General features: G+C 69.7%; 28 protein-coding genes. 8 read left to right on the plus strand and 20 right to left on the minus strand.

What is annotated here, in order from left to right:
- Positions 1 to 2 precede the first annotated feature (2 nt).
- From O6P37_RS22880 to O6P37_RS22890, 3 genes are all read right to left on the minus strand, one after another.
- Positions 3 to 731, minus strand: coding sequence for a hypothetical protein (locus O6P37_RS22880; protein ID WP_269896225.1), 729 nt, complete (start codon positions 729 to 731; stop codon positions 3 to 5).
- Between the two features lie 110 nt (positions 732 to 841).
- Complete coding sequence (locus tag O6P37_RS22885) at positions 842 to 1,321, minus strand: dihydrofolate reductase (protein WP_269896226.1); 480 nt, start codon at positions 1,319 to 1,321, stop codon at positions 842 to 844.
- Positions 1,318 to 2,118 carry a thymidylate synthase gene (locus tag O6P37_RS22890; RefSeq protein ID WP_264013484.1) on the minus strand — a complete coding sequence of 267 codons (801 nt, stop codon included), beginning with the start codon at positions 2,116 to 2,118 and terminating at the stop codon, positions 1,318 to 1,320. The genes O6P37_RS22885 and O6P37_RS22890 overlap by 4 nt, the downstream gene beginning before the upstream one ends.
- 43 nt (positions 2,119 to 2,161) lie before the next feature.
- Here O6P37_RS22890 and O6P37_RS22895 point away from each other — a divergent pair, with 43 nt between their 5' ends.
- Both O6P37_RS22895 and O6P37_RS22900 read left to right on the plus strand, forming a co-directional pair.
- Positions 2,162 to 2,905: a dienelactone hydrolase family protein gene (locus tag O6P37_RS22895; RefSeq protein WP_269896227.1), complete on the plus strand. Its 744-nt coding sequence runs from the start codon at positions 2,162 to 2,164 to the stop codon at positions 2,903 to 2,905.
- The gene (locus tag O6P37_RS22900; protein WP_269896228.1) at positions 2,902 to 4,002 is read left to right on the plus strand and encodes a winged helix DNA-binding domain-containing protein; all 1,101 of its coding nucleotides are present in this window, start codon (positions 2,902 to 2,904) and stop codon (positions 4,000 to 4,002) included. Before O6P37_RS22895 ends, O6P37_RS22900 begins: the two co-directional genes overlap by 4 nt.
- Here the strand turns inward: O6P37_RS22900 and O6P37_RS22905 are convergent.
- Genes O6P37_RS22905 through dapB form a run of 4 tightly spaced genes read right to left on the minus strand, consistent with a single transcriptional unit; the run spans position 3,977 to position 6,099 of the window.
- Positions 3,977 to 4,426: a hypothetical protein gene (locus O6P37_RS22905; RefSeq protein WP_269896229.1), complete on the minus strand. Its 450-nt coding sequence runs from the start codon at positions 4,424 to 4,426 to the stop codon at positions 3,977 to 3,979. The genes O6P37_RS22900 and O6P37_RS22905 overlap by 26 nt on opposite strands.
- Positions 4,427 to 4,451: 25 nt before the next feature.
- Positions 4,452 to 4,907, minus strand: a complete 456-nt coding sequence (locus O6P37_RS22910; RefSeq protein ID WP_269896230.1) for a flavodoxin family protein — start codon at positions 4,905 to 4,907, stop codon at positions 4,452 to 4,454.
- Positions 4,904 to 5,368 carry a tetratricopeptide repeat protein gene (locus O6P37_RS22915; RefSeq protein WP_269896231.1) on the minus strand — a complete coding sequence of 155 codons (465 nt, stop codon included), beginning with the start codon at positions 5,366 to 5,368 and terminating at the stop codon, positions 4,904 to 4,906. Before O6P37_RS22915 ends, O6P37_RS22910 begins: the two co-directional genes overlap by 4 nt.
- Positions 5,365 to 6,099, minus strand: a complete 735-nt coding sequence (dapB, locus tag O6P37_RS22920; protein ID WP_269896232.1) for a 4-hydroxy-tetrahydrodipicolinate reductase — start codon at positions 6,097 to 6,099, stop codon at positions 5,365 to 5,367. Before dapB ends, O6P37_RS22915 begins: the two co-directional genes overlap by 4 nt.
- 223 nt (positions 6,100 to 6,322) lie before the next feature.
- On the opposite strand from dapB, the gene O6P37_RS22925 reads away from it, so the two are divergent.
- Complete coding sequence (locus O6P37_RS22925; RefSeq protein ID WP_269896233.1) at positions 6,323 to 7,702, plus strand: HNH endonuclease signature motif containing protein; 1,380 nt, start codon at positions 6,323 to 6,325, stop codon at positions 7,700 to 7,702.
- Between the two features lie 67 nt (positions 7,703 to 7,769).
- On the opposite strand, the gene O6P37_RS22930 is transcribed toward O6P37_RS22925, so the two are convergent.
- Together O6P37_RS22930 and O6P37_RS22935 are read right to left on the minus strand one after the other, a co-directional pair.
- Positions 7,770 to 8,435, minus strand: coding sequence for an MOSC domain-containing protein (locus tag O6P37_RS22930; protein ID WP_269896234.1), 666 nt, complete (start codon positions 8,433 to 8,435; stop codon positions 7,770 to 7,772).
- A 43-nt stretch (positions 8,436 to 8,478) separates the two neighbouring features.
- Positions 8,479 to 8,994, minus strand: coding sequence for an HTH-type transcriptional regulator AldR (locus O6P37_RS22935; protein WP_269896235.1), 516 nt, complete (start codon positions 8,992 to 8,994; stop codon positions 8,479 to 8,481).
- A gap of 91 nt (positions 8,995 to 9,085) precedes the next feature.
- On the opposite strand from O6P37_RS22935, the gene ald reads away from it, so the two are divergent.
- Positions 9,086 to 10,201 carry an alanine dehydrogenase gene (gene ald, locus O6P37_RS22940; RefSeq protein ID WP_269896236.1) on the plus strand — a complete coding sequence of 372 codons (1,116 nt, stop codon included), beginning with the start codon at positions 9,086 to 9,088 and terminating at the stop codon, positions 10,199 to 10,201.
- A gap of 4 nt (positions 10,202 to 10,205) precedes the next feature.
- On the opposite strand, the gene O6P37_RS22945 is transcribed toward ald, so the two are convergent.
- Positions 10,206 to 10,595 (minus strand): YchJ family protein, encoded by a 390-nt coding sequence (locus O6P37_RS22945; RefSeq protein WP_269896237.1) that lies wholly within the window; start codon positions 10,593 to 10,595, stop codon positions 10,206 to 10,208.
- Positions 10,596 to 10,651: 56 nt separating this feature from the next.
- Here O6P37_RS22945 and O6P37_RS22950 point away from each other — a divergent pair, with 56 nt between their 5' ends.
- Positions 10,652 to 11,206, plus strand: a complete 555-nt coding sequence (locus O6P37_RS22950; RefSeq protein WP_269896238.1) for a DUF4334 domain-containing protein — start codon at positions 10,652 to 10,654, stop codon at positions 11,204 to 11,206.
- 9 nt (positions 11,207 to 11,215) lie between these two features.
- On the opposite strand, the gene O6P37_RS22955 is transcribed toward O6P37_RS22950, so the two are convergent.
- From O6P37_RS22955 to O6P37_RS22975, 5 genes are all read right to left on the minus strand, one after another.
- Entirely contained in the window at positions 11,216 to 12,565 is a 1,350-nt protein-coding gene (locus O6P37_RS22955) for a M16 family metallopeptidase (RefSeq protein ID WP_269896239.1), read from the minus strand.
- Complete coding sequence (locus O6P37_RS22960) at positions 12,543 to 14,813, minus strand: polyribonucleotide nucleotidyltransferase (protein WP_269896240.1); 2,271 nt, start codon at positions 14,811 to 14,813, stop codon at positions 12,543 to 12,545. The genes O6P37_RS22955 and O6P37_RS22960 overlap by 23 nt, the downstream gene beginning before the upstream one ends.
- A 308-nt stretch (positions 14,814 to 15,121) precedes the next feature.
- On the minus strand, positions 15,122 to 15,613 hold the full coding sequence (lppU, locus tag O6P37_RS22965) for an LppU family putative lipoprotein (protein ID WP_408633232.1): 492 nt from the start codon (positions 15,611 to 15,613) through the stop codon (positions 15,122 to 15,124).
- Positions 15,614 to 15,623: 10 nt separating this feature from the next.
- Positions 15,624 to 15,893 (minus strand): 30S ribosomal protein S15, encoded by a 270-nt coding sequence (gene rpsO / locus O6P37_RS22970; RefSeq protein ID WP_269896241.1) that lies wholly within the window; start codon positions 15,891 to 15,893, stop codon positions 15,624 to 15,626.
- Positions 15,894 to 16,012: 119 nt separating this feature from the next.
- A complete protein-coding gene (locus O6P37_RS22975; RefSeq protein ID WP_269896242.1) occupies positions 16,013 to 16,990 on the minus strand; it encodes a bifunctional riboflavin kinase/FAD synthetase in 978 nt (325 codons plus the stop codon).
- A 113-nt stretch (positions 16,991 to 17,103) separates the two neighbouring features.
- Here O6P37_RS22975 and mntR point away from each other — a divergent pair, with 113 nt between their 5' ends.
- Positions 17,104 to 17,805, plus strand: coding sequence for a manganese-binding transcriptional regulator MntR (gene mntR / locus O6P37_RS22980; RefSeq protein ID WP_269896263.1), 702 nt, complete (start codon positions 17,104 to 17,106; stop codon positions 17,803 to 17,805).
- Between the two features lie 145 nt (positions 17,806 to 17,950).
- Here the strand turns inward: mntR and O6P37_RS22985 are convergent, their stop codons facing one another.
- The 4 genes from O6P37_RS22985 to O6P37_RS23000 form a co-directional block, all read right to left on the minus strand.
- Entirely contained in the window at positions 17,951 to 18,604 is a 654-nt protein-coding gene (locus tag O6P37_RS22985) for a TetR/AcrR family transcriptional regulator (protein WP_407667640.1), read from the minus strand.
- A gap of 68 nt (positions 18,605 to 18,672) precedes the next feature.
- Positions 18,673 to 19,569: a tRNA pseudouridine(55) synthase TruB gene (gene truB, locus O6P37_RS22990; RefSeq protein WP_269896243.1), complete on the minus strand. Its 897-nt coding sequence runs from the start codon at positions 19,567 to 19,569 to the stop codon at positions 18,673 to 18,675.
- Positions 19,566 to 20,204 (minus strand): 4'-phosphopantetheinyl transferase PptT, encoded by a 639-nt coding sequence (gene pptT, locus O6P37_RS22995; RefSeq protein ID WP_269896265.1) that lies wholly within the window; start codon positions 20,202 to 20,204, stop codon positions 19,566 to 19,568. Before pptT ends, truB begins: the two co-directional genes overlap by 4 nt.
- A 17-nt stretch (positions 20,205 to 20,221) precedes the next feature.
- The gene (locus O6P37_RS23000; RefSeq protein ID WP_269896244.1) at positions 20,222 to 21,187 is read right to left on the minus strand and encodes a metallophosphoesterase family protein; all 966 of its coding nucleotides are present in this window, start codon (positions 21,185 to 21,187) and stop codon (positions 20,222 to 20,224) included.
- A 140-nt stretch (positions 21,188 to 21,327) separates the two neighbouring features.
- Between O6P37_RS23000 and O6P37_RS23005 the strand changes: the two genes are divergently transcribed.
- The gene (locus O6P37_RS23005) at positions 21,328 to 21,909 is read left to right on the plus strand and encodes a DUF3558 domain-containing protein (RefSeq protein WP_264013506.1); all 582 of its coding nucleotides are present in this window, start codon (positions 21,328 to 21,330) and stop codon (positions 21,907 to 21,909) included.
- A 25-nt stretch (positions 21,910 to 21,934) separates the two neighbouring features.
- Positions 21,935 to 23,611 carry a CocE/NonD family hydrolase gene (locus tag O6P37_RS23010; RefSeq protein ID WP_269896245.1) on the plus strand — a complete coding sequence of 559 codons (1,677 nt, stop codon included), beginning with the start codon at positions 21,935 to 21,937 and terminating at the stop codon, positions 23,609 to 23,611.
- Here O6P37_RS23010 and O6P37_RS23015 read toward each other — a convergent pair.
- Entirely contained in the window at positions 23,600 to 24,103 is a 504-nt protein-coding gene (locus O6P37_RS23015; RefSeq protein ID WP_408633235.1) for a DUF1802 family protein, read from the minus strand. The genes O6P37_RS23010 and O6P37_RS23015 overlap by 12 nt on opposite strands.
- Between the last annotated feature and the right edge of the window lie 30 nt (positions 24,104 to 24,133).

The raw sequence follows: 24,133 nt of genomic DNA on the forward strand, positions 1-24,133 counted from the left end.
GGCTACCTCCAGCCGGTCCGCACGTCGTCGATGTCGATGGACACGGTGACGACGTCTTCGACCGGCCTGCCGTCGTCGCCGCGCGGGTGGACGATGCGCGTGACGGGCAGCACGATGCCGTCGAATTCGCGGTGGTCGTCCATGTAGTGCGCCGCGGGGCTCCCGCCGGCGATGTCGACCTGGTAGTCGCGCCGGCGCAACAACCCGTCGGCGTCGACGTAGAGAACCTGGTCGGAGCTGTGTGTGGCGATGTCGTCGGGATACCGGACGGCCAGCCGTCGCCAGGTCTCACCGCGTTCGTGCCAGGTGCCGAGTTCCTCGGTCTGCACGCCCGGAAAGGTCAGCTGGTAGGGCTCGGTCAGATACGTCCACATGGCGTATCCCGAGAAGTACGCGAGTTGGGCGGGTGACCACGGCGTCTCGAGAGTGTGACCGGTGAAGGACGAACGAGGGTCGCGCAACTCCTCCACCTGCTGGTGCGCGTCGTCATCGTGTTCGATCACCACCAGGCCCGGGGTGAAGTGCGACCGGAATCCCGGTGTCGGTAGCGGTCGGTGCCATGTGTGCTGCTCCTGCACCCGGATCTGCACCGTCGAGTCGTCGAGGATGCCGCCGACGCTCTTGAGCGGCCACAGCACGCCGCCGACGATCTGGTGGATTCCGAGCGTGTCGAGCCGCTGCCACCGGTCGGCTCCGCCGTAGGCGGCGAGGACCTCGTCGAGAAGTTTCATTGCAGTCTCCCTTCTGTGCGGTGACCGAAGAAAACGACCGGTCGTCTTACGCCTAACACGGCGGTGCGGCGCCGCATTCCTGCCGCGGGACGCGCTCAGTGTGCGGGGACTCAGGATCGGCGGTAGCTGAAGAATCGGTATCGCAGGCCAGCGGCACTGGTCAGCCACTCCCCCGCGGTCCCCACCCAGTCGCCGTTGAGGACCGGCGCCACCGCGTCGGCGTCCTCCCGCGGCAGGTCGATCTCCACCTCGGTGACCTCGCACCGCGTGGCCAACGGCATCGCGAGCGTGTAGATCTGGGCGCCGCCGATCACCCAGGTGTCGTCGTCGATCGCCTCGTCGAGATCGCCGGCCACCGTGGCGCCGTCGGCCGCGAAGTCCGCCTGCCGGGTGATGACGACGTTCTTGCGTCCCGGCAGCGGCCGCACCTTGGCCGGCAGCGACTCCCAGGTCAGCCGGCCCATCACCACGGTGTGGCCCATGGTGAGTTCCTTGAACCGGGCCTGGTCCTCGGGCAGCCGCCACGGGATGCCGCCGTCCCGGCCGATGATCCCCGATGTGGACTGAGCCCAGATGAGGCCCAGACTCATACCGCCACCGGGGCCTTGATCGCCGGGTGGGGATCGTAGTTCAGGATCGAGATGTCGTCGTAGGTGTAGTCGAAGATCGAGTCACGCTGCGCCAGAAGGAGTTGCGGGTAGGGCCGGGGCTCCCGGCTCAGCTGCAGCGTCACCTGCTCGACGTGGTTGTCGTAGATGTGGCAGTCACCGCCGGTCCAGATGAACTCCCCGACGCCGAGCCCGGCCTGGGCCGCCATCATGTGCGTCAGCAGCGCGTAGCTCGCGATGTTGAACGGCACTCCGAGGAACAGGTCGGCGCTGCGCTGATAGAGCTGGCACGACAGCCGTCCGTCGGCGACGTAGAACTGGAAGAACGCGTGACACGGCGGCAACGCCATCTGGGGGATCTCCCCGACGTTCCAGGCCGAGACGATGATGCGCCGGGAATCCGGGTCGGTCCGCAGCAGGTCGAGCGCCGCGGTGATCTGGTCGATGTGCTCCCCCGACGGCGTCGGCCACGACCGCCACTGGACCCCGTAGACCGGGCCCAGATCGCCTGTCGGCGAGGCCCACTCGTTCCAGATCGTGACGCCGCGCTCCTGCAGCCACCGGACGTTGGAGTCACCGCGCAGGAACCACAGCAATTCGTAGACGATCGACTTGGTGTGCACCTTCTTGGTGGTGATCAGGGGGAATCCGGCGGCCAGGTCGTAGCGCAGCTGATGGCCGAACAGGCTGCGGGTGCCGGTGCCGGTGCGGTCGGATTTCGGCGTTCCCTCCGAGAGCACCAGACGCAGCAGATCCTCGTACGGCGTCTCGATCGGCACGTCGCTCAGCTTACGTCCACCCCTGGCGAGTAGAAACGAAGCCATGCCGAGTATCAACGCCACGATCGACACGCCCGACGGCGCCTGCCCCGTCACGCTGCACACGCCGAACGGCACCGGCCCCTGGTCGGGTGTGGTGATGTTCTCCGACGCCGGCGGCGTGCGCCCGACGTTCCAGGAGATGGCCGCCCGGCTGGCGGGCTTCGGCCACGCCGTGCTGCTGCCCGACGTCTACTACCGCGACGGCGACTGGGAGCCGTTCGACATGGGCACGGTGTTCACCGACGAGGCGGCACGCAAGCGGCTGTTCGGGATGATCAGTTCCGTGACCCCCGAGCGCGTCGCGGGTGACGCGGGCGCGTTCTTCGACTTCCTCGCCGGCCGCCCGGAGGTGCGCGGCGACCGGTTCGGCGTGTGCGGCTACTGCATGGGCGGGCGGATCGCGGTGACGCTGGCCGGGTTGCTGCCCGACCGCATCGCCGCGGCCGGGTCCTTCCACGGCGGCGGCCTGGTGATCGACGGCGACGACGCCAGCCCGCACCTGCTCGCCGACCGGATGACCGCGACGATCTATGTCGCCGGCGCCGAGAACGACAGATCCTTCACGACAGAGCACGCCGAGACGCTGGAGAAGGCGCTCACCGCGGCCGGCGTCACGCACACCGTCGAGATCTACCCGGCCGGGCACGGGTTCGCCGTGCCGGACAACGTGCCCTATGACGAGGAAGCCGCCGAGCGGCACTGGATCGCCCTGCAGGAGCTGTTCGAGACCGCCCTGCCCAGTTGACGCCACTCTCGGAGCGGGCGCTGAACCGGGCCACGCTGTCCCGTCAGCTGCTGCTGCAGCGCTCGTCGATGAGCGCGCTCGAGGCCCTCGAGCACCTCGTCGGTATGCAGGCCCAGGCGCCGTTCCCGCCCTACTACGGGCTCTGGAGCCGGCTCGAGCACTTCACCGCCGACGAACTGTCCGGGCTGCTGCTCGACCGTCGGGCCGCGCGAATCGTGCTGATGCGCGGCACGATTCACCTCGTCAGCGCGGCCGACGCCCACCGGCTCCGTCCCCTGGTGCAACCGCTGCTGGACCGCATGCTGCGCGGGATGCACGGCGCCGCCCTCGGCGACGTCGACGTGGACGCCGTCGCCGCCACGGCCGCCGAGATCCTCGAGACCGAGGCGCTCACACCGGCCGAGTTGGGTGCCCGGCTCGCCGAGCGGTGGCCGGACTGCCCTCTGCGGGCGCTCACCGAGATCGGTCGCAGCCTGGTGCCGCTGGTGCAGGTGCCGCCGCGGGCGCTGTGGCAGCGCAGCGGGCAGGTGCGGCTGACCACCGCGGTGGGCTGGCTCGGCCCGGCGACCGACACGCTGTCGATGGACGACCTCGTGCTGCGGTACCTCGGCGCCTTCGGGCCGGCTTCGGTGGCCGACATGCAGACATGGAGCGGGCTCACCCGGCTCGGTGAGGTGTTCGACCGGCACTCCGACCGGCTGGTCCGGCTGCAGACCGACAGCGGCCGGCGGGTCTACGACCTGCCCGACGCACCGCGGCCCGATCCCGACGAGACGGCGCCGGTGCGGTTGGTCGCGGCGTTCGACAATCTGGTGCTCTCGCACGCCGACCGCACGCGGGTGATCAGCGACGCGCACCGCAAGCGGCTGTTCGCCGGCGGCAACGGCGTGTTCCCCGGCACCGTGCTGGTCGACGGATTCGTGGCGGGCACCTGGGAGCTCGAGGGGCGCGCGGCGGCCACGTCGATGCGGGTGACGCCCTACACCGAGCTCGCGGACACCACGTCGGCCGAGATCGAGGCCGAGGGAATCCGGTTGCTGCGCAGCGCTTTCGACGCCGATGAACCGAGGGTCAGCTTTTTTGGCGGTGGCGCTTGAACAGCGCACGCAGCAGGCCGCGCGCGGCATAGATGCCGGCGGCGATGCACAGCACGATCATCGCCAGGAACATCACCAGCCAGTTCGGCCGGTCGTGCTTGACGTTCCACCAGATCACCGTGAACAGGACTGCGCAGATGAAGACGAAGATGTCGCGCCAGTCGCCCTGATACGACATTGCGGCCGTTCGCATCTGCTGGCTGCGGTCGTTGGCGGCGATCAGGTCCGCGATGCGCTGGTCGATGCTGCGCTTGAGTCCGGCCCGGAGTTCGGGCTGGTCATCCGGGATCCGCTCGAGCAGATCCAGATCCTTGACGATCAGGCCCCGAACGTCAGGCCCCTTGATGTTGCCGGCGACCATGCCGAGCAGGGCGCCTCCTGCCAGCGGCGCCGCTCCGAGCGCGAGTTCGGCGATTCCCGGCATGGGTCCTCCTGGTGGTGGGTGGACGTCAGTTCATCAGGGTGGCTGCCAATGTGCCACCGAGTTCATACGCGCGTTCGCGAACGCCGGAATCGACCGGCCCGGCGACCTCGAGCACGTCGGCGGCCTTGGCCAGGGCCAGACCGGTCGCCAGCTTCTCCACCGCGGCGGCGGCGCCGACGGTGTCGTTGTTGCCGTGCACCCACAGTCCGTAGGGGCGGCCCGCGACGTGGTCGAGGCTCGGGTAGTAGACCGTGTCGAAGAAGTGCTTGAGCGCCCCGGACATGTAGCCGAAGTTCGCGGTGGTGCCGAACAGATAGCCGTCGGCGCCGAGCATGTCGGGCAGCGTGGCGGCGAGCGCCGGCCGCACCTCGACGTCGACACCGTCGATGTCGGGGTCACGCGCGCCCTCGAGCACCGCCTCCAGCAGTTCGCGCGTCGCCGGCGACGGGGTGTGGTGCACGACGAGCAGGGTCCTGCTCACGTCCGCTCCTCCAATTCGACGGCCTTGCGCATGGTCTCGCGGGCCCGGCTGCGGTCGCCGGCATAGTCGTAGGCCCTGGCCAGCCGGTACCAGCGGACCCAGTTGTCCGGCTCGGCCTCGACTTCCGCGCGCACCGTCTGGAACAGCGCGTCGGCGGCCTCACGTTCGACGCGCCCCGACGCCATCCGCGGTAGTCCGCTGACGTCGAGTTCCATGCCGCGCTCGCGTGCCGTCCGCGCCAGCCGCTGATGCGCGAGGCCGGCCCGCAGCGTGCTCACCATGACCCAGATGCCGATCAACGGCAGCGCCAGCAGCGCCACCCCGAGGCCGATGGCCGCCGCCTCGCCGGAGGTGATGAAGGCCATGGCGATGCGGCCGAGCAGGATGAAGTAGACGACGAGCGCCACGCACATGAAGCCGATGAGCACCTGGATGCGCAGGGCGCGACCGCCTTCGGTCATAGGTCGAGCAACGGCTCAATGCCGATGGTCAGCCCCGGCCGCTCCGCCACCTTCCGCACCGCGAGCAGCACTCCCGGCACGAACGACGTGCGGTCGATGCTGTCGTGACGGATGGTGAGCGTCTCACCCTCGGTGCCGAACAGCACCTCCTGGTGCGCGACGAGGCCGGCCAGCCGTATCGAGTGCACCGGCACACCGTCGACGTCGGCGCCGCGGGCTCCGTCCAGGCCGGTGCTGGTGGCATCGGGGTTGGGCGGCAGCTCTTTTCGCGCCTCGGCGATGAGCTTGGCGGTGCGGGTCGCCGTTCCCGACGGCGCGTCGGCCTTGTGCGGGTGGTGCAGTTCGATGACCTCGACCGAGTCGAAGAAGCGCGCGGCCTGCTGCGCGAAGTGCATCGACAGCACGGCGCCGATCGCGAAGTTCGGGGCGATGAGCACCGCGGTGTCGGGCTTCCCCGACAGCCAGTCCCGCACCTGAGCCAGCCGCTCGTCGGTGAACCCCGTGGTGCCGACGACGGCGTGAATCCCGTTGTCGACGAGGAACTTCAGATTGTCCATCACCACGTCGGGATGAGTGAAGTCGATGACCACCTCGGTGTCGCTGTCGACGAAGAGGCTCAACGGGTCTCCGGCGTCGACGGCCGCCGCGAGGGTCAGGTCGTCGGCCGCCTCGACGCCCGACACCATCGCCGCACCGACCTTGCCCTTCGCGCCCAGCACCCCTACTCGCATGCCAGGGAGCCTAGTCGGCGCCCGCACTGCCGCGAGCGCGCCGGGGCACCTCCGGGAGCGTTTCAGTGGCACCTCCCGCGAGCCTGCGTGTCTGCTCGTCGACACGCCGTCGCGGGCGGCGGTTTCCGCACGCTTGCAAGGTGACCAAATCCCTTCTGTCACTTCTGCTCCGCCCGTCACTTCGCGGCCGTTCTTGTCGGACTATCGAACTAGTGTTCGATACATGGAAGCGGCGGACTATCTGGCGCTGCTCGACACGATGGATGAGGCGTCGGTCGAGGCGGCGGCCTCATGCGAGACCTGGGCCACGGCCGACGTGGTCGCAGTACAGGAACGCCTCGAAATCCACCGCCGACGCCAACCTGTCATCGAACACCGACTGATCGGCCGCCTCGACCACGCCGACCCGGCCGACCTGGGTGGCTCCTCGCTCAAAGACCTGCTGGTGCACCGGTTGCGGATCAGCAGCGCCGAAGCCGGCCGGCGCATCAACGACGCCCAGCAACTGGGGCCGCGACGGGCACTCACCGGCCAGCCGCTGCCACCACTGTTGGCCAACACCGCCGCCGCCCAGGCCGAGGGCCGCATCGGCGACGAACACGTCCAGATCATCTACAAGACGCTGAAGAAGAAGCTGCCGGCATGGACCGACGGGCTCGCCCGCGATCAAGCCGAACACACGCTGGCCTCCATCGCCTGCACCCTGGATCCCGAACAACTTCAGGCCGCCGCCGACCGGCTGATCCTGCTGCTCGACCCCGACGGCCCCGAACCCACCGACGGCCAGGCCCGCAAACGCCACCTCACCCTGGGCCGACAAGACGCCGACGGCATGAGCCGCCTCACTGGACTGCTGGACCCCCAATGCCGCGCCACCCTGGAACCGCTGCTGGCCAAGCTGGCCGCACCGGGCATGTGCAACCCCGACGACGACACCCCAACCGTCGACGGCGAACCCGACCCCGACGCAGCCCGCCGCGATCTGCGCAGCCCCGGCCAGCGTCGCCACGACGCACTCACCGCCGCCGGACGCGCGCTACTGGCCTCAGGAGAGCTGGGGCAGCACCACGGGCTACCGGTCAGCGTCATCGCCAGCACCACCGTGCAGGAACTGCAGCGCGGCGCCGGGGTCGCGGTCACCGGCGGCGGGTCGCTGCTGCCGATGGCCGACCTGATCCGGATGGCCTCGCACGCCTACCACTACCTGGCGGTGTTCGACGAACACACTCGACTCCCCCTCTACCTGGGCCGCACCCGGCGCATCGCCTCCGCTGCCCAACGGATCGTGCTGCACGCCATGGATCGCGGGTGCACCCGGCCCGGCTGCACCGTGCCGGGCTATTGGTGCCAGGTCGACCACCTGAACCCCTGGGCCGACGGCGGAGCCACCGACATCACCGACCTCGGCCTGGCGTGCGGGCCGGACAACCGGATGAAGGAGAAAGGCTGGACCACCCGCCGCGTCAACGGCCGCGTGCACTGGATCCCACCCGAGCATCTCGACACCGGGCAACCCCGGACCAACCGCTACCACCACCCCCAGGAATACCTCGCGGAACCAGGAGCCGACGACGATGACGGCGAAAAACCCGGCGCCGCATGACCTGCGGCGCGTCCCGGCTCAGGGCGTGGCGCGGTTCAGCGCTGCCCGGGTCAGGGCGCGGCCCGGTTCAGGCCGAGCGTTCGGCGCGGCGACGCGCTTTGCGCTTGATGTCCTCTGCCAGCGCGTCGATGTACTGCAGCCCGTCGAGTAGCGACGGGTCGGTCAACAGCGCGCGGAACACGGTCTGGACGGTGACGCCGTGGTCGGGCCGGTCGGTCACGGTGATCGGGTCGCCCGCCCGGACGTGCCCCGGGGTGATCACGCGGAAGTACGCACCCGGAACGGCCGCCGCGGTGAACGTCTTGATGAGGCCGGGGATCTCGAGCCACGCGGCGAACGTCTTGCAGGGCGTTCGAGGCGCGGTGAGCTCCAGCACGAGGCCGTCCGAACCGATCCGCCAGCGTTCGCCGATGACCGCGGTGGTGACGTCCACACCGGACGTGGTGAGGTTCTCGCCGAACATGCCGTCGCTGATCTGGCGGTCCAGCCGGCCGGACCAGTTGTCGAGGTCCTCCCGGGCATACGCGTACACCGCCTGGTCGCCACCGCCGTGCAGCTTTCCGTTCCCGATGATGTCGCCGGCCAGGCCGCTGCCCGAGCCGGGACCCGGCGATCCGGGCGCCTGCACCAGGACGGCGTCATCGGTGGGCGCCTTGTCGATACCGGTGGTCGCGGACGGTTTCGCGGGGTTCGCCCGCGGACGAGCGACATTCACCGACAGCACATGCGACATGCCGCCCACAGTAAGCGGGCACCGTCGCGGCGGCTCGGCGAGGTCACACCGGCGATGCGCCGCGCAGATGCTCGAAGATCAGCGACGTCTGCGTACCCGCGACATCGGCGTCGGCGTTGAGGTTCTCCACCACGAACGAACGCAGGTCGTCGGTATCGCGGGCGGCGACGTGCAGGATGAAGTCGTCGGCGCCGGCGAGGAAGTACACGTCCATCACCTGCGGGCGCCGCCGAATGTGCTGGATGAAACTGCGGATCTTGCCGCGGGAGTGCGACTGAAGCGTCACCGAGATCATCGCCTGCAGTGACAGACCGATGGCCGCCGGGTCGATGTCGGCGTAGAAGCCGCGGATCACGCCGATTTCCTGCAGCCGTCGGACCCGTCCGTGGCACGTCGACGCGGCGATGCCGACTTGGTCGGCGAGTGCGCTGTTCGACATCCGCGCATCGGCGTGCAGCGCGGCCAGGATGCGGCGATCCGTCTCGTCGAGCGGAACGGCCCGAACATCCTTCGGCTCGCGCGGCTCCGGATAGGCCGAGATCGTCGGATCATCATTCACATCGACAGCATATCGAATTATCCGCAGTGTTATTGCGAATCTTCCGAATGTTCTTCACACTTGATGCAGCCCACAACCTCAAGGAGCGATCATGCGTGTCGGTATCCCGACCGAGATCAAGAACAACGAATACCGCGTCGCCATCACCCCCGCCGGAGTGGCGGAACTGACCCACCGCGGCCACGAGGTGCTCATCGAGGCCGGCGCCGGTGAGGGTTCGGCGATCATCGATCGCGACTTCAAAGCCGCAGGCGCGCAGATCATCAGCACCGCCGACGAAGTGTGGGCGGAAGCCGACCTGCTGCTGAAGGTCAAAGAGCCGATCGAGCCCGAATACGCGCGCATGCGCGAGGGCCAGACCCTGTTCACCTATCTGCACCTGGCCGCCTCGAAGCCCTGCACCGACGCCCTGATCGCCTCGGGCACCACGTCGATCGCCTACGAGACCGTTCAGACCGCCGACGGCGCACTGCCCCTGTTGGCGCCGATGAGCGAGGTCGCCGGTCGGCTCTCCGCCCAGGTGGGCGCCTACCACCTGATGCGCAGCCACGGCGGCCGCGGCGTCCTGATGGGCGGCGTGCCCGGCGTAGCACCCGCCGAGGTCGTCGTCATCGGCGGCGGCGTGGCCGGATACAACGCCGCCCGCATCGCCAAGGGCATGGGCGCGCACGTCACCGTCTTCGACCTGAACGTGAACACGCTGCGCAAGATCGACAACGAGAACAGCGGCGCCATCGAGACCCGTTACTCGTCGATGCTCGAACTGGAAGACGCCGTCAAGCGTGCCGACCTGGTGATCGGTGCGGTGCTCGTGCCGGGCGCCAAGGCCCCGAAGCTCGTCACCAATTCGACTGTGGCCGGGATGAAGTCGGGTGCCGTGCTCGTCGACATCGCGATCGACCAGGGCGGCTGCTTCGAGGATTCCCGCCCCACCACGCACGACGATCCCACGTTCGCGGTGCACGACACCGTCTTCTACTGCGTGGCCAACATGCCCGGCGCGGTGCCGCGCACCTCGACGTTCGCGCTGACCAACGCGACCATGCCATACGTGCTGAAACTGGCCGACAAGGGTTGGCAGGCGGCCTGCGCGGCGGACGCCGCGCTGGCGAACGGCCTGTCGACCCACGAGGGCGCGTTGCTCAACCAGCATGTCGCCGACGCGCTCGAGCTGCCCTTCACCGATCCGGCCACCGTGCTGGCCTGATCGACTACTCGAACAACGTCCCGTCGACGTAGAACCACCGGCGGGCTCTGACCGCGAAGCGGGACCGCTCATGAAGCGTCCCGCTTCGTCGGTCTTGCAGGTAGTGCGCGCGGAACTCCACCTCGCCGTTCTCGTCGCCCGCACCGCCGGCCACGACGTCGAGGACCTCGAGTGCGGTCCACTCCAGTGAGGTGTCCGGCGTCAGCGCCTTCGGCCGGCCACGCGGATGCCATGTCCGCCATACATATTCGAGGTCGCCGACGGCGTAGGCGCTGAACCGCGACCGCATCAGCTGCTCCGCCGTCTCGGCATGCCGCTCACCGTGGTGCAGCGGACCACAGCACCCGCCGTAGGGGTCGCCGCTGCCGCAGGGACAGGCATCGGTCGGGCGCACGCGCCCCAGTGTGCCGTCCCGGCCCGGCGTTGACACCTGTCAAGTATCGTGGAGCCATGCAGCTCGCCGACGTCCTGCCCCACGCCCCGACCACCACAGCCGATGCGCTCGCGCTGTACGACGGCTGCCCCGCCGTGCCGACGGAGTCGATGATCGGCACCTGGCACGGCGCCGAACTGCCCACCGGCCACCCGCTGGACGGGATGCTGGCCGCAAGCGGATGGTGGGGCAAGCAGTTCGTCGACGGCGAGACCGTGCACCCGCTGCTGTTCCCGACCACCGGTGGCGACGCGCTGTGGCCCCTCAACCCGGTGTTGGCGTTCAGCGGCCTCGGGCTGGCCACCAGGATCCCGGCGCTCAAGCGCCAGAACTTCGTAGGCACCATCGCCGCGCTCAAGCCGGCGCTGCGGGCGCGCGGACCCAAGGCCCGGCTGCGCACCACCCGCTACCGCGACGTCGACACCGCCACGATGGTGTACGACCAGCTGCCCATCAACGACGTGTTCCGCCGGCTCGACGACGACACCGTGCTCGGCGCGATGGACCTGCGCGGCATCAGGACGCCGTACTTCTTCGTGCTGCGCCGCGACGAATCACTGCAGGTGCGATAGTCCGGCGGATCAGCCGGCCAGCACCCGCAACCGCTCGGGCAGCGAATTCTCCGCCTGCGGCCCCAGCACACCTGCGCCGTAGGACCGGGTGAGCAGCTGCGCGGCAACCGCGTTCACCTCGTCGAGCGTCACCGCGTCGATCAGGTCCAGCGTCGCCTCGATGCTGCGGTGCTCGCCGTAGTTCAGCTCGCTGCGGCCGATGCGGTGCATCCGCGACCCGGAGTCCTCCAGGCCGAGCACCAGCCCGCCGCGCATCGATCCCTTGGCGATCCGGCACTCCGCCTCGGTGATGCCGTCGCGCGCCACCCCGTCGAGCACGTCGGTGACCACCCGGACCACCTCGTCGAACCGCTCGGGCAGACACGCCGCATAGACCGAGAGGGCTCCGCTGTCGGCGAAGGTGTCCACCGTCGAGTAAACCGAGTAGGCCAGGCCGCGGGTCTCCCGCACCTGCTGGAACAGCCGTGAGCTCAGGCCGCCACCCAGCGCGCTGTTCAGCACGGCCAGCGCCCAGCGGTGCTCCCAGTGCCTGCCGGGCGTGCGCACCCCCAGTGAGAGGTGGGTCTGCTCACCGTCGCGGTCGACGAGTTGCAGCGACGGGTGCCCGCCGATGCGGCCGGTGCCCTTGCGCGGCGCAATCGCGTTGCGCCCGCGGACGAGTCGATCGCCGAAGTGCTCGCGCGCCAGGCGGACCACCTCGTCGTGGTCGACGTTCCCCGCCACCGCCAGCACCATGCGTTCGGGGACGTAGCGGCGCACATGGAAGGAGTGCAGCTGAGCCCTGGTCATGCCCTCGATCGACTCGACGCTGCCGATCACCGGGCGGCCCACCGGATGCGAGCCGAACATCGCGGTGAGGAACACGTCGCCGAGGGTGTCCTCCGGATCGTCGTCACGCATGGCGATCTCTTCGAGCACCACGTCGCGCTCGACCTCGACATCGCCTGCCGCACAACGGCCCCGCAGCACCACGTCGGCCACCAGGTCGACGGCCAGCTCCAGATCGGTGTGCAGCACGTGCGCGTAGTAGCAGGTGTGCTCGCGCGCGGTGAACGCGTTCAGCTCACCGCCGACGGCGTCGACGGCCTGGGCGATCTCGACCGCCGACCGCGTCGGCGTCGACTTGAACAGCAGGTGCTCCAGGAAGTGCGCGGCCCCGGCCACGCTGTGGCCCTCGTCGCGCGAGCCGACACCGACCCATAGCCCGACCGACGCCGAGTGCACCGAAGGGATGTACTCGGTGACCACCCGCAGCCCGCCGGGCAGCGTGCTGCGGCGGAACCGCGACTCCGAGGTGGAGTCGCGGTGACCGCGCCGCAGCGCCGCTGCTCCGGACCTAGCTGCTGCTGGTCGCGGCATCGACAGGCGTTGCGCCCGAATCGGCGGTGGCGGTGCCGTCGCCGCCCTCGGCGGCCTCTTCGGCCACCAGGACCAACGAGATCTTGCCGCGGTTGTCGATGTCGGCGATCTCCACGCGGAGCTTGTCGCCGACCTTCGCCACGTCCTCGACCTTGTTGATGCGCTTGCCGCGGCCCAGCTTGGAGATGTGGACCAGACCGTCACGACCCGGCAGCAGCGAGACGAACGCGCCGAAATCGGTGGTTTTGACCACGGTTCCGAGGAACCGCTCACCGATCTTGGGCAGCTGCGGGTTGGCGATGGCGTTGATCTTGTCGATCGCAGCCTGCGCGGCCTCGCCGTTGGAGGCGCCGACGAACACGGTGCCGTCGTCCTCGATCGAGATCGACGCGCCGGTCTCCTCGGTGATCGAGTTGATCATCTTGCCCTTGGGCCCGATGACCTCGCCGATCTTGTCGATCGGCACCTTGATCGTGGTGATGCGCGGCGCGTACGGGCTCATCTCGTCGGGCTCGTCGATGGCCTCGGCCATCACCTCGAGGATGGTGATACGCGCGTCCTTGGCCTGGGCCAGCGCCCCGGCCAGCACCTGCGAGGGGATGCCGTCGAGCTTGGTGTCGAGCTGCAGCGCGGTGACGAAGTCCTTGGTGCCTGCGCACTTGAAGTCCATGTCACCGAACGCGTCCTCGGCGCCCAGGATGTCGGTCAGCGTCACGAAGCGGCGCTCGGTCTTGCCGTCCACCTCGACGTCGTCGGACACCAGGCCCATCGCGATGCCCGCGACCGGAGCCTTAAGCGGCACACCGGCGTTGAGCAGCGACAGCGTCGACGCACACACCGAACCCATCGACGTCGAGCCGTTGGAGCTCAACGCCTCCGACACCTGACGGATCGCGTACGGGAACTCCTCGATGCTCGGCAGCACCGGCATCAGGGCCCGCTCGGCCAGCGCGCCGTGACCGATCTCGCGACGCTTCGGCGAACCGACGCGGCCGGTCTCACCGGTCGAGAACGGCGGGAAGTTGTAGTGGTGCATGTAGCGCTTGGACGTCTCCGGCCCCAGCGAGTCGATCTGCTGGGCCATCTTGACCATGTCCAGCGTGGTGACACCCAGGATCTGGGTCTCGCCGCGCTCGAACAACGCGCTGCCGTGTGCCCGCGGCACGATGGCCACCTCGGCACTGAGCGCCCGGATGTCGGTGACGCCACGGCCGTCGATGCGGAAGTGGTCGGTCAGGATGCGCTGGCGGACGAGCTTCTTGGTCAGCGACCGGAACGCGGCGCCGATCTCCTTCTCGCGGCCCGCGAACTGGTCGGCCAGCCGGCCCAGCACCTCGACCTTGATCTCGTCGGTGCGGTCGTTGCGCTCTTCCTTGCCGGCGATGGTCAGCGCCTTCGACAGCTCGTCGGTGGCCACCGCGGCGACCGCGTCGAACACGTCGTCCTGGTACTCCGGGAACAGCGGGTACTCCGCGGTCTCCTTGCCCGCACTGCCGGCCAGCTCCTGCTGGGCGGTGCACAGGGCCGCGATGAACGGCTTGGCGGCCTCGAGGCCCTCGGCCACGACGCTCTCGGTCGGCGCACCGGCTCCGCCGGCGACCAGTTCGATCACGTTGTCGGTGGCCTCGGCCTCGACCATCATGATCGCCACGTCATCGTCGGTCTTACGGCCGGCGACCACCATGTCGAACACCGCACGCTCGAGCTGCTCGACGGTCGGGAACGCGACCCACTGGCCGTCGATCAGGGCGACGCGCACGCCACCGACGGGGCCGGCGAAGGGCAGCCCGGAGATCTGCGTGGACGCCGAGGCGGCGTTGATCGCGAGTACGTCGTACAGATCCTTGGGATCCAGGCTCATCACGGTGACGACGACCTGGATCTCGTTGCGCAGGCCGGAGACGAACGTCGGCCGCAGCGGGCGGTCGATCAGCCGGCAGGTGAGGATCGCGTCGGTGGACGGCCGGCCCTCGCGGCGGAAGAACGAACCGGGGATGCGGCCCGCTGCGTACATCCGCTCCTCGACGTCGATCGTCAAGGGGAAGAAGTCGAAGTGGTCCTTGGGGTTCTTGCTGGCGGTCGTGGCCGACAGCAGCATGGTCTCGTCGTCGAGGTAGGCGACGACAGAACCGGCCGCCTGCTGGGCCAGCCGGCCGGCCTCGAAGCGGATGGTGCGGGTGCCGAAGCTCCCGTTGTCGATCACGGCGGTGGACTCGTACACGCCGTCTTCAATTTCAACTACAGACATAGGCGTCCGTATGGCCTCTCTGAACATCATTCAGCTGTTTCGCGTGGTCACCGTCGGACATGCCGGGCAGCCGGAACGGCGCCCTGAACCACCAGCCTTGATGCGGCTACGGCCGTCGATCGAAGCTGCCGGATTCCTATCCGGCAGCCACTACCGAAGACCGTGCCATCAGGCGGGTCCCGATATGACACGCGGGGACGGCTTTCGCGGATCTGCGAAGCCGCACCCGATGCCCGCGGGTGAACGAAATCCGCGCGGACAGATCAATGGTACAACCTGGCTGGTCCGGACCCTAAAGACCGGGCCGATCAGGACACGTCCTCGACGCAGACGGTGAACTGTCGCTCGTCATAGGCGTAGCCGACGCCGGTGGTGCACTGGTCGACGTTGGCGACCTCGTCGAGGATCTGGGTGGCCCGCTGGCGGTGCGGCATCGTGCCGTCGTAGCAGTCCACCCGCACCGGGTCGCGGGAGTTCTCCGGGTCGATGCTCATGCAGTCCCCGACGACCCAGTCGATGTCCATGCAGATCGTCTGGCCGGTGTCGCGGAACGCGCTGCGCATCGAGTAGTACGAGTCGACGTCGGTGGGGCACTGGTCGCTGTCGTCCACCGTGGCGACCACCTTGAAGTTCGACTCCGGTGTGCCGCAGCCGACCTTTGTCGCCTCCGGACGGTCGAGGGTGCCGCCCATCTTCAGGCAGTCCCCCACCCCCATGTCGGCCGCGGCGGCCGACGAGCAGCCCGTCAGCCCCGCGGTCGCGAGCAGCGCGGCCGTGACGACCGCGGGCAGCGTCCGCACGTGAACAGCGTCAGCGACGCAGGCCCAGCCGGTCGATCAGGGAGCGGTAACGCTCCACGTCGACCTGCGCGACGTACTTGAGCAACCGGCGACGGCGGCCGACGAGCAGCAGCAGGCCGCGCCGCGAGTGGTGGTCGTGCTTGTGCAGCTTGAGGTGCTCGGTCAGGTCGGCGATGCGCTTGGTCAGCATTGCCACCTGCGCCTCGGGCGAACCGGTGTCGGTCGCATGCAGGCCGTAGGAGCCCAGGATCTCTTTTTTCTGATCGGCGGTGAGCGCCACGAATTCACTCCATCTTTTCAGTTCGCGAACTGCGGGAGCCGGACGGCTCCGAAGGGCACGGCCACCGCGAACTGCAGCAACGTGCCGGGTCGGCGCAGAGTCTAACAGCGCCGGGGCGCTCAGAAAGAATCGCGCAGGATGGTGCGGGCCCGCTCGGTGTCCCCGCCCATCGCCACGATCAGGTCGTCGACCGAGTCGAACTTCTCCTGGCCCCGGATCCGGGCCACGAAGTCGACCGCGACGTGCTGGCCGTACAGGTCGGCGGTGGTGTCCAGGACGAACGCCTCGACCGTGCGGGTGCGCCCGGAGAACGTCGGGTTGGTGCCCACCGACACCGCGGCCTGGTACCGCTCGCCGGGGATGACGGTGCCCATCACCGGTCCGCGGCCCAGCACGGTGAACCAGGCGGCGTAGACCCCGTCGGCCGGTATCGCCGAGTACATCGGCGGTGCCACGTTGGCCGTCGGATAGCCGAGGTCCTTGCCGCGACCGTCACCGCGCACCACCACCCCCTCGACCCGGTGCGGGCGTCCCAGCGCCTCGGCGGCGGCGACCACGTCACCGGCGTCGACGCAGGACCGGATGTAGGTCGACGAGAAGGTCACCGACTGTTCCCGGTGGTGTTCGGCGACCAGCGAGAGGCTCTCGACGGCGAACCCGAACCGCTCACCGGCCCTGCGCAGCAGTTCGACGTTGCCTGCGGCCTTCTTGCCGAACGTGAAGTTCTCCCCCACCACCACCTCGACGACGTGCAGGTTCTCCACCAGTAGCTCGTGGATGTAGCGCTCCGGGGTGAGCTTCATGAAGTCGGAGGTGAACGGCATCACCAGGAAGACGTCGATGCCCATCTCCTCGACGAGCTCGGCACGCCGGGTCAGGGTGGTCAGCTGCGCCGGATGGCTGCCCGGGAAGACGACCTCCATCGGATGCGGGTCGAACGTCATCAGCACGGTGGGCACACCGCGTGAGCGGCCCGCCTTCACGGCGTGGTTGATGAGTTCGGCGTGCCCGCGATGCACGCCGTCGAACACCCCGATGGTGACGACACATCGGCCCCAGTCGGTCGGGATTTCGTCCTGACCCCGCCAGCGCAGCACACCGCCAGCCTACGGCCCGGGCCGCGCCGTGGGCGCGCTGGATGCCCGGATCAGGTGATGATTGCCTAAACTTGCTAGTTGTGAGTCCGGACAGCAACCCACCTGAGCTGACGATGGTTGCCCAGGACTATCTCAAGGTCATCTGGACGGCCCAGGAATGGTCCCACGAGAAGGTGAGCACCAAGATGCTCGCCGAGCGGCTCGGGGTTTCCGCGAGCACGGCCTCGGAGTCCATCCGCAAGCTGGCCGACCAGGGCTTCGTCCACCACGAGAAGTACGGCGCGGTGACGCTCACCGACGCCGGCCGGCGCGCGGCGCTGGCGATGGTGCGCCGCCATCGGCTGATGGAGACCTTCCTGGTCCGCGAACTGGGCTACGGCTGGGACGAGGTGCACGACGAGGCCGAGATCCTCGAGCACGCGGTCTCCGACCGGATGCTCGACCGCATCGACGCCAAACTCGGTCATCCCACCCGTGATCCGCACGGCGACCCGATCCCGGCCGCCGACGGTCAGGTGCCCACGCCGCCGGCGCGGCAGCTGTCGGTGTGCCAGGACGGCGACGCCGGCACGGTGGCCCGCATCTCCGACGCCGATCCGGAGATGTTGCGGTACTTCGACACCGTGGGCATCACGCTCGATTCGCGGGTGCGGGTGCTCGCTCGGCGCGACTTCGCCGGGATGATCTCAGTGGCCGTAGAGAATCCAGTGAACCCGGTGGACCCGGGCGACCCCGCGCGCCCGGGCAGCGAAACCACCAGCACCACCGTCGACCTCGGCAGCCCGGCCGCCGAGGCGATCTGGGTGGTGGCCTAGGCACGACAGCGGCCGTGTGAACAGCCCTTGGGTGCCGTCGGGGGCGTCACCGAAGTGACGCCCCCGACGCTCCGGCGGCTCCTCCCCCTGACGCCGCCGTGAATAAAGATACATTCCAACCGGAACGCAAACAACTCGAAGCGGCTCAGGCCGGTGCCTGCGCCGCCTCGGCGAGTGCGGAGCCGATGTCGCGATGCAGTCGCGTCGCCGCACGATCCCAGCGCCGCCGCAGCCGGGCCGGGTCACTGTCGGCGAAACTGCCCACGAAGATCCCGCGAAGCGCGTCCATCGCGGTGTAGACGGCGTCGCGCAGTTCCTTCTGCGCCGCGGCCCGTTCGGGCAGCACCTGCGCGATGGCCGCCAGCACGGCGCCGTTGACGACGGGCTCCACCCGCTGGACCTGCTCGGCCAGTGCCGGGTCCGTCCGCGACGCGATCCACAGCTCGAAGGTCGCGACGGTCAGCGGCCCCTGGTGGATGTCCCAGAGGAACTCCAGGATCGCCGCGGGCAGGTCGTCGCTGCGCTCGATCCGGCCGAGTTCCCGGATGGCGGCCTCGGCGCGCTGATGCGCCAGATGTTCGATCGCGGCGATCACCAAGTCCTCCTTGGACCGGAAATGGTGGATCTGGGCTCCGCGCGTCACCCCGGCGACCTCGGCGACGCGGTGGGTGGTGGTGCCGGCATATCCGTGATCGACCAGGCATTCGACGGTCGCGTCGAGGAGGCGGAGCCGCATCGCGGCGCTGCGTTCGGCCTGGGTGCGTCGCACCCGGCCGGCTGCTCCGTCGGCCACCGTCACGAGCGCAGCCTACCGACCGCGGTGCGCTCGAGCGGGCTCTCAGTCCTGCGGCGCCTTCCACTCGACCGTCACAGCGTCGCCGGCCGCACCACCACAACGCTTCTCGTCCGTTGCCCGTCGTCGGTGAGCAGCGCCATCACCCGGCCGTCGGGCGCGGTCGCGGCATACACACCGTCGATGCCCGCCGGCCGCAGCGCACGGCCGTGGCGCGCCGACTCGGCCTCCACGTCGGTCAGCTCGCGGCGCGCGAAGCCCTGCAGGCACGCCTCGTCGAGCGAGTAGCTCAGCGACGGCTGCTCGGCCAGCGCATCGAGCGTGCGCGCCTCGTCGAGGCCGAACCGGCCGACGCGGGTACGCCGCAGCGCCGTGAGGTGGCCACCGACACCCAGCGCCGCGCCCACGTCACGGGCCAGCGCGCGGATGTAGGTGCCGCTCGAACAGGACACATCGACATCGACGTCGACGAAGCCGGCGGCGTCGCGGCGGACCGCGGTGACGTCGAACCGCTCGACATGCACCGGGCGGGGCGGCAGTTCGACGGTCCGGCCCTCCCGCACCAGCTTGTAGGCGCGCTCCCCACCGATCTTCACGGCGCTGACCGCCGACGGCACCTGCTCGATGTCGCCGCGCAGCGCCGCCACCGCCGCCTCGATCTGGGCGTCGTCGACCGCGGTAGCCGAGATCGTCTGCAGCACTTCGCCTTCGGCGTCCTCGGTGGTGGTGGTCTGCCCCAACCGGATGGTCGCCGAGTACGACTTGTCAGCGGCGGTCAGCAGGCCGAGGATCTTCGTCGCCCGCTCGATGCCCACCACCAGCACACCGGTCGCCATCGGGTCGAGTGTGCCTGCGTGGCCGACCTTGCGGGTACCGAAGACCCGCCGGCAGCGACCCACCACGTCATGGCTGGTGATCCCCGCCGGCTTGTCCACGACGACGATGCCGGCCGGCGGTGCCGGCCTGCTCACAGCGCGATCGCCGTCAGCGCGATCCCGTCGGCCACCGACCACCGCCCGGCGAGCGTGGTCAACGGCGGTCCGAACTCCGCGGCCGGGTCGATCAGGATCCGCGACTCGAAGGTGCCCGCGGTGCCGGTGCCGTCGGGCGTGAACGTGATGTGCGCGTCCTCGAAGCCCAGCCAGCGGTGCGTCAGCGGGTACCACGCCTTGTAGGTCGCCTCCTTGGCGCAGAACAGGATCCGGTCCCAGTGCAACTCGGCAGGCAACGCGGCCAACTCGTGCCGCTCCACCGGCAGGCTGATCGCGTCGAGCACGCCGTCGGGCAGGACGTCGTGCGGTTCGGCGTCGATGCCGAGCGACCGCACCTCCGAGCGCCGGCCCACCACGGCGCCGCGGAAGCCCTTGCAGTGCGTCAGGCTGCCGACCACGCCGTCGGGCCAGCACGGTTCGCCTTTGTCCCCCTTGAGGATCGGCACCGGCGGCAGGCCGAGCTGGGACATCGCCTGGCGCGCGCAGTGGCGCACGGTGACGAACTCGTTGCGGCGCTTGGCGACCGACCGCGCCACCAGCGGCGCCTCCTCCGGCAGCGGGGCCAGGCCGGCGGGGTCGTCGTACAGTTCGGCGGTCGCCACCGCCGGTGGCATCACCGTGGGCAGCAGGCTCACCTGGACCGCCTCGACTGCACCCGCTCCTGCATCTTGCGCGCGCCGTCCCGCATCTCGGGGGTGATCTCGAAGTGCCCGCCGAACTCGTTGAGGTAGCCGGGCGCGTACTTCGGGTCGGGCAGGATCTGCCGCAGCCACCGATAGGGCTTGCGCCGCCGCCACTCCCGCGGATATCCCACCGACACCTCCTCGAACCGCACGCCGTCGTACCAGGTGGTGCGCGGGATGTGCAGGTGGCCGTACACCGAGCAGACGGCGTTGTAGCGGGTGTGCCAGTCGGCCGTGGCGGTGGTGCCGCACCACAGCGAGAACTCCGGGTAGAACATCGCGTCGCACGGTTCGCGCACCATCGGGAAGTGGTTGACCTGGACGGTCGGCATCATCCAGTCCAGCTCCTCGAGCCGCTTGCGGGTGGCGGCCACCCGCTCGCGGCACCAGGCGTCGCGGGTGGCATACGGCTCGCACGACAGCAGGAACTCGTCGGTGCCCACGACGTTGCGTTCCCGGGCGATCGCCAGGCCCTCGGCCTTCGTGGCGGCCCCTTCCGGCAGGAAGCTGTAGTCGTAGAGCAGGAACATCGGGACGATGGTCGCGGGGCCACCCTCGCCCGTCCACACCGGGTAGGGGTGCTCAGGGGTGACGATGCCCATCTCGTCGCACATCGTGACCAAGTAGTCGTAGCGGGCCCGGCCGAAGATCTGCATCGGATCCTTGTTCGTCGTCCACAATTCGTGGTTGCCGGGAATCCAGATGACCTTGGCGAAGCGCTTGCGCAGCAGGTCGAGCGCCCACCGGATCTCGTCGGTGCGTTCGCCGACGTCGCCGGCGACGATCAGCCAGTCGTCGGGCGAGGAGGGATACAGCGACTCGGTGATGGGCTTGTTGCCGTTGTGCCCGGTGTGCAGGTCGCTGATTGCCCACAACACCGGCCGCCGGTCGCGCGGCTGCGCAGGAGTGACCACAACCGATCAGCCTACTTGCGCGCCCGCGGTGACCCCTGTCGGCGACTAGAACATGTTCTCGTTTACGGTGGCCGTTACGAGTCATCCAGCCGCCGCGGACCGATACACTCCCGGCAGGGTCGGACCTGAGAGGGGGTGTGATGGTCGCCAGGATGCGCCTGCTCTCGGCGCTCGCCGCGCTGTTCGCGGCGGTGGTCGTGGTGTGGCAGACCGCACCGTCGCCCGGCACCGCCACCGGTGGGGTCGATCTGCGGTCCACGTTCCTGCCGCTGACGGCCTCGACGACGATCAAGTGGCCGGTGGTCGACATCGTCGATCCCAGCCCGTTCGCCCCGTGTAACGACATCCCGCTCGACGTCGTCCAGCGCATCGGGCTGGCCTTCACGCCGCCGCAGCCGGAGGAGGGCCTGCGGTGCAAGTACGACGCGGGCAACTACCAGATGGCGATCGAACCGCTCGTGTGGCGCAGCTACGAGGAGACCATCCCGCCGGACGCCGTCGAACTCGACGTCTCCGGTCACCGCGCCGCCCAGTACTGGATCATGAAGCCGACCGACTGGAACAACCGGTGGTGGATCACCTGCATGATCGCGTTCGACACCAGCTACGGCGTGATCCAGCAGTCGGTGTTCTACTCGCCGATCTACTCCGAGCCGGACCCGGACTGCATGCAGACCAACCTGCAGCGCGCCCACGAACTGGTGCCGTCGTACACGTTCTGAGAAGAGGCTTCTCTAACCTGGCCGCATGAGCACCACCGACCGGCGACCGGCCACCTCGACCGGTCCGCTGCGCAGACTCGCGGGCAGAACCGTCAGCCGGCTGCTGCGGCTGCCGCCCCACACCAGCGACTTCCGGGTCGAGCGCGGCCTGCGGGTCCCGATGCGCGACGGTGTCGACCTGATCGCCGATCACTACGTGCCCGACACCGACCGGCCCGCGGGCACGCTGCTGGTGCGGGGACCCTACGGCCGCGGCTTTCCGTTCTCACTGCTGTTCGCCGCCGTCTACGCCGCGCGCGGCTACCACGTGCTGGTGCAGAGCGTGCGTGGCACATTCGGCTCCGGCGGGGAGTTCACGCCGATGGTGCACGAGAAGGCCGACGGCGCCGACACCGCCGCCTGGCTGCGCGACCAGCCGTGGTTCACCGGGTCGTTCGCCACGGTCGGCCTGTCCTATCTGGGTTTCACGCAGTGGGCGATGCTGGAGGACCCGCCGCCGGAACTCGCGGCGGCCGTGATCGCCGTCGGGCCGCACGACTTCCGGGCCTCGTCGTGGGGCACCGGGTCGTTCTCCCTCAACGACTTCCTGGGTTGGAGCCACATGGTCGCCCACCAGGAGGACCCGGGCCGGGCGGCGGCGCTGATCCGCCAGGTGCGCTCCCGCCGGGCGGTGGCCCGGGCCACCGCCGGACTGCCGCTGGGCGAATCGGCGCGCGACCTGCTGGGCAGCGGTGCGCCGTGGTTCGAGTCGTGGCTCGAGCACGAGGACCCCGACGACCCGTTCTGGGCGGGGCTGCGGGCCACCGAGGCGCTGGACCGGGTGGCGGTGCCGGTGCTGCTGGTCAGCGGCTGGCAGGACCTGTTCCTCGAGCAGTCCCTCACCCAGTACCGGCATCTGCGCGACCGCGGTGTGCCGTGCGCGCTGACCGTCGGGCCGTGGACCCACACGCAGCTGATGACCAAGGGCGCCGCCACGGTGGTCGGCGAGACGCTCGACTGGCTGGCCACCCACCTCGGTGGCGCACCGGCGCGGCGGCGCAGCCCGGTGCGGGCGTTCGTCAACGGTCACGGCTGGCTCGAGCCGCCCGACTGGCCGCCGGCCATGCCCGAGCAGGAGATGTTCCTGCACCCCGGCCACCGGCTCGCGGGCGCCGCCCCGGACCCGGCCGCACCGTCGTCGACGTTCACCTACGACCCCGCCGACCCGACACCGACCATCGGCGGGCGGCTGCTGTCCCCCGAGGCCGGCTACCGCGACGACTCCTGGTTGGCCCGCCGCGCCGACGTGCTGACCTTCACCGGTGAGCCGCTCACCGAAGACCTCTACGTCGTCGGCACGCCGGTGGTCGAATTGGCGCACTCCTGCGACAACCCGCACAACGACGTGTTCGTCCGCCTCGGCCACGTCGACGAGCGCGGCCGGTCCCGCAACGTCTCCGACGGCTATCTGCGTCCTGGCGGCGTCAGCGGGACGGTGCGCATCGAACTCGACGCGGTGGCGCACCGCTTCCCCGCCGGCTCGCGGCTGCGGGTGCTCGTCGCGGGCGGCTCGCATCCGCGGTTCGACCGCAACCTCGGCACCGGCGACGCGCCGTTGCTCGGCGACCGGACGGTGCCGGCGACCCACACCGTCCACCACGGCGCGGGGGGCGTGTCGCGACTGCTGCTGCCCGCCGGACCCCGTCCGCCGTCAGCCCACTAGGTCGCGGACGCGACCGGACAGCTCCCCCAGCTCGGCCGCATCGCGGACCGGCGCGCCCCACGCCGGGGCGACCGGTAGTTGCACCCAGCTGGTGCAGCCGCCGTACTCCGGGGCGCGCGTGAGCCGTACCGGCTCGAGAAGCGGAGTGACCGCGACCACCAGCACGGTCAGCCGGTGCTTCGGCCGGAAGTCCAGGCGATCGGACCGGATCGAGTCGGCGGTCCAGATGTGCAGCGGCGCAAGCTCGTCGATCGCCTCGGGCCTGTTCACCTCGACGGCCTCCACGACGGCGGCGCCGGCCCGCAGCACGACGGCGTCCTCGGTGGAGTCGGCGGCCGCCGGCTCGAGCAGGTCGCGGTGTTCGGGACGCACCCGTTCGGCGTGGCTGTGCGCGACGGTGGGGAACAGCAGGAAGCGCGAAGCGTCCACCCGGAAGCGCTTCTCACCGATCCCGCCCTTGCGCAACAGGATCGACTGCCGGCCCGCGAGCATCGCGTGCACCGCGGCGCTCCACTCCTTGAG

This window comes from Mycobacterium hippophais, assembly GCF_027529605.1.
GTDB classification, from domain to species: domain Bacteria; phylum Actinomycetota; class Actinomycetes; order Mycobacteriales; family Mycobacteriaceae; genus Mycobacterium; species Mycobacterium arseniciresistens.